4 protein-coding genes are annotated in these 3,911 nt (G+C 68.9%); all 4 read right to left on the bottom strand.

The annotated features are described in order from the left end of the window. A partial coding sequence (locus GT755_RS38295; protein WP_161484444.1) for a twin-arginine translocation signal domain-containing protein occupies window positions 1-199 on the bottom strand: 199 nt, incomplete at its 3' end. Between the two features lie 5 nt (window positions 200-204). After that, the gene (locus tag GT755_RS38290; RefSeq protein ID WP_161484443.1) at window positions 205-1,854 is read right to left on the bottom strand and encodes a glycoside hydrolase family 27 protein; all 1,650 of its coding nucleotides are present in this window, start codon (window positions 1,852-1,854) and stop codon (window positions 205-207) included. An 11-nt stretch (window positions 1,855-1,865) separates the two neighbouring features. Continuing rightward, window positions 1,866-3,671 (bottom strand): family 43 glycosylhydrolase, encoded by a 1,806-nt coding sequence (locus tag GT755_RS38285; RefSeq protein WP_161484442.1) that lies wholly within the window; start codon window positions 3,669-3,671, stop codon window positions 1,866-1,868. A 64-nt stretch (window positions 3,672-3,735) separates the two neighbouring features. Further along, the coding region (locus GT755_RS38280; protein WP_268903660.1) for a non-reducing end alpha-L-arabinofuranosidase family hydrolase at window positions 3,736-3,911 on the bottom strand (176 nt) is incomplete at its 5' end.

Genomic DNA, 3,911 nt, shown 5'->3' with positions numbered 1-3,911 from the left:
CCAATCGGCCGTTGCCGATCGGCAACGCGCGCAGCCAGTCGGTGCCGGCGCTCTCGTCGTACCACAGGGCCAGGTCACCGGCCTCGGCCGGCGGCGCGGCGGCCGCCCTGGCGACCGCCGTCCACTGGAGAGGCAGGATCGCCGCTCCGGCGCCCGCGGCGCCGAAGCGCAGCACCTGCCTGCGGGAGATGTCGGACATTCCTCCTACCCCCTGGTCCAGCGCTGGTTCGAGGCGCCGGTGCAGGTCCAGATCTGGATCCGGGCGTTGTTGGCGGTGGAGGCGCCGGACACGTCCAGGCACTTGTTCGCGCCGATGGCGGTGATGCTGCCGTCGCCGTTGAAGCGCCACTTCTGATTGTTCTGGCCGTTGCAGTCCCAGATGAGGACGCCGGTGCCGTCAGCGGTGCCGTTGTTGTTCACGTCGAGGCACTTGTTGCCGTAGACGCGCAGCTCACCGGCGGCGGTGGAGGTCCACTGCTGGTTGCTCTGGCCGTTGCAGTCCCAGAGCACCACGGCGGTGCCGTTGTTCTGGGAGGCGCCGGTGACGTCCACGCACCGGTTCGAGGCCACGCCCCGCAGCGGGCTGGTCGAGGCCGTGGGCGTCGGCGAGGGCGACGGCGAGGTGGGCGTGCCGCCGCTGACGCGGTAGACGACCGTGCCGTGGGCGGGCACGCTGGCCGAGATGGTGCCCGACGTGCTCGTGACCGCGTTGGTCCAGGCGTCGCGCAGGTTGAACGAGGTGCCCGACAGGCCGATGGCGGCGGCGCTGGTGCTGATCGTGGTGGTGCTGCCGCCCTGGTTGAACAGGGCCACCGCGACGTCGCCGTTGCTGAGGCGCTTGGCCAGGATGCGGCGGGTGCCGTCGTTGCTGATCTGGAGCGCCTGCAGGCCCAGGGTGTCCTGGTTGATGGCGATCAGGTTCGCGTTCTTCATGATCGTGGAGGTGGCGTTGTCCATGTTCCGGACGTCGTTGCCCGCGATCAGCGGCGCGGCCATGATCGCCCACAGGGCGAAGTGGCTGCGCATCTCGGTGTCGGTCATCCCGCCCCGGCCGACCACCATCATGTCGGGGTCGTTGAACGAGCCGGGCGCGGCGTAGCCCGACAGCGGCGCGTTCACGTTGACGATGTTCTGGATGCCCATCGGGTAGCCGTTGGTCTGGCCCGAGTTCCAGGTGTTGGTGATGTCCTCGGTGGTGCGCCAGATGTTGGCGACGTCGCCCCAGTTGCGGCGCGGCCCCGTCTTGTCGTGGATGCTGTTCGGGTTGATGCTGTACAGGATCGGGCGGCCGGTGGCGGCGAGCGCGTCGCGCATCTTGGCGAAGGCCCTGACCTGGTCGTCCATGGTGCCGGTGGGGGAGCACCAGTCGTACTTGAGGTAGTCGACGCCCCAGGCGGCGAACTGGCGGGCGTCCTGGACCTCGTGGTTCAGGGCGCCGGTCGCGCCCGGGTAGGAGTTGAAGTACTGCGCGCAGGTCTTGTCGAGCGGCGCCTGGTAGATGCCGAACTTCATGCCCCGGGCGTGGATGTAGTCACCCAGCGCCTTCATGCCGCTGGGGAAGCGCGACAGGTTGGGCTGGAGGTTCCCGGCGGAGTCGCGGTTGGGGTCCATCCAGCAGTCGTCCACGACGACGTACTGATAACCGAGGTCGCGCATGCCGTTGGCCACCATCGCGTCGGTGGTCTGCTTGATCAGCGTCTCGTTGATGTTGCACCCGAAGGTGTTCCAGGTGTTCCACCCCATCGGCGGGGTGCGGCCTACTCCGTTGTTCAACGCCTGCGCCTGGCTCACGGGGGTCAGCGCCACGGCCACGACCGTCAGTGCCAGCAGCGCGCGGGTGGTTTTCCTGCTCATGGGAGCTCCTGTCACTGGAAGGAGGCGTCGTCGACGTAGAGGCCGTCGGTGCCGGCGGCCGTCTCGACATAGAAGGAGGCGTTGGTCAGCGTGCCGGTCCACGAGACGGTCGCGGTGCCGGTGAGCTGGGTCCAGCCGTTGGCGTTGACCGTCTGGGCGGGGGTGAGCTGGAGGTAGCTCGTCGTGCCGTTGGCGGTGAGCGTCAGCGTCGCCTTCCCGCTCGGGGTCCCGCTCTGCGAGCGCACCCAGACGCTGGTGGTGTAGCTCTTGCCGTTGGTGAGCTGCGCGGTCACGTTCTGGTGCGGGCCCTGCCAGGAGGCGGTACGCCCGGAGTTGAGCAGCGACCGGCTGCCGGCGTGGGCCACGTTGGTCGCGGAGGAGAGAGAACCGCCGGAGGAGGTCCAGCCCGTGGTGCCGTCTTCCATGGCGCCGTTGATCAGCAAGTTGCCGCCGCTGCCGCCTCCGCCGGTGAACTGCCACCAGTTGAGGTTGAACAGGTAGCCGCTGTTGCCGGCGAAGCGCAGGTAGAGGTCACGCGTGCCGGTCGCGCCCGAGATGGGGCAGGTGACCGTGCTCCAGTTCTGCCAGCCGCCGGTCCCGGCGACGTTGCAGGTGCCCACGAGCGTGCCGGTGGCGGAGCCGAGCCGGACCTCGATCCGGCCGCCGCTGGTGCCCGAGGCGACCCGGGCGGTGAAGGAGGACGCCCCGGTGCCGAAGGCCACACCCTTGACCTTGATGTAGTCGCCGTTCTCGATGAACCCGACGTTCATCCCGCCCTCGGAGGAGACCTCCGTCTCCACACCCGACGACCAGGCGATCGTCTCGGCCTCCTGGCGCACGTAGGGGTTGAGGGTGCCCACCTGGGGAGGCCCGGCGGTGGTCATGTTGATGGTCGGGATGGTGCCGTCGCCGTTGTAGGTGAACTTCTCCACCGCCACCGACCTGGTGTAACCGCTGCCGCCCGGCAGCGCGCCGTTGTGGTAGAAGAAGTACGACCCGCCCGCGAAGTCGACGACCCCGGCGTGGTTGGTGAAGCTCGCCCCCTGCCGCGGCATGACCGTTCCCCGGTACGTCCACGGCCCGGTGGCACTCGGAGCCGTCGAGTACGCGATGAACTCCGAGCAACACTCGGCCGCGAACACGTTGTAGTAGAGGCCGTTCCGCTTGTAGACCCAGGGCCCCTCCTCGTAGAGGGTCGGCCGCTGGGCGTTGCCGCTGCGCGCGCCGAACCCGGCGGCGGTCAGCGAGACGTAGTTGATCCCGCCGGAGTAGGAGATCATGTCGCTGTTCAGCCGGACGTAGGCCAGCCGGGGGTTGCCCCAGTACAGGTAGGCCTGGCCGTCGTCGTCGATGATGACGTTGGGGTCGATCTCGTTGTTGTCGACCAGCGGACGGCCCAGCGCGTCGGTGAAGGGCCCGGTGGGACTGTTCGAGACGCCCACGCCGATGACCATGCGCCCGGTGGAGCGCTGGCGGACCGGGACGTACCAGTAGAACTTGTTGTTGCGATAGGCCACGTGGCCGGCCCAGGCGTTGGCGTCGGCCCAGGAGAAGGTGGCCAGGCTCATCGGCGAACCGTGGTCGGTCCAGTTCGCCATGTCCGAGGAGGAGTAGACGCGCCAGTCGCGCATCGTGAAGTAGGTCGAGCCGTCCTCGTCGTGGCCGGTGTAGAGGTAGACGCGGCCGTTGTGGACGAGCGGCGCGGGGTCGGCGGTGTAGATCGTCTGCACGATCGGGTTGTCGGCCCTGGCCGACGTGGCGGGTAGCAGGGCCGTCAGGCAGAGCAGGCCCGTGATCCAGGCCAGCCGGGCTCTCATGGTGCTCCTTTCCACGTTAGGACGGTGGGCCCGGCCGTGCGCCGGGCCCACCGTGGTCACGTCGTCAGCGCTGGAGGGTCAGCAGGCCCGGCCGGTAGGGCAGCAGGCCGTAGTCGACGCCGTTGGAGCTGGGGCTGCGGCCCTGGTAGAGCAGCTGCAGGTTGCACGGGTCGACCGTCATGGTCTGGTCGGCGCTGGTGCGCAGGAGCTCACCGTGGCTGATGTCGTTGGTCCAGGTCG

This window comes from Herbidospora solisilvae (assembly GCF_009901565.1).
GTDB lineage: Bacteria > Actinomycetota > Actinomycetes > Streptosporangiales > Streptosporangiaceae > Herbidospora > Herbidospora solisilvae.
Note: the sequence above shows the minus strand (reverse complement) of the source record. Positions and strands in the feature narration are given on the sequence as shown.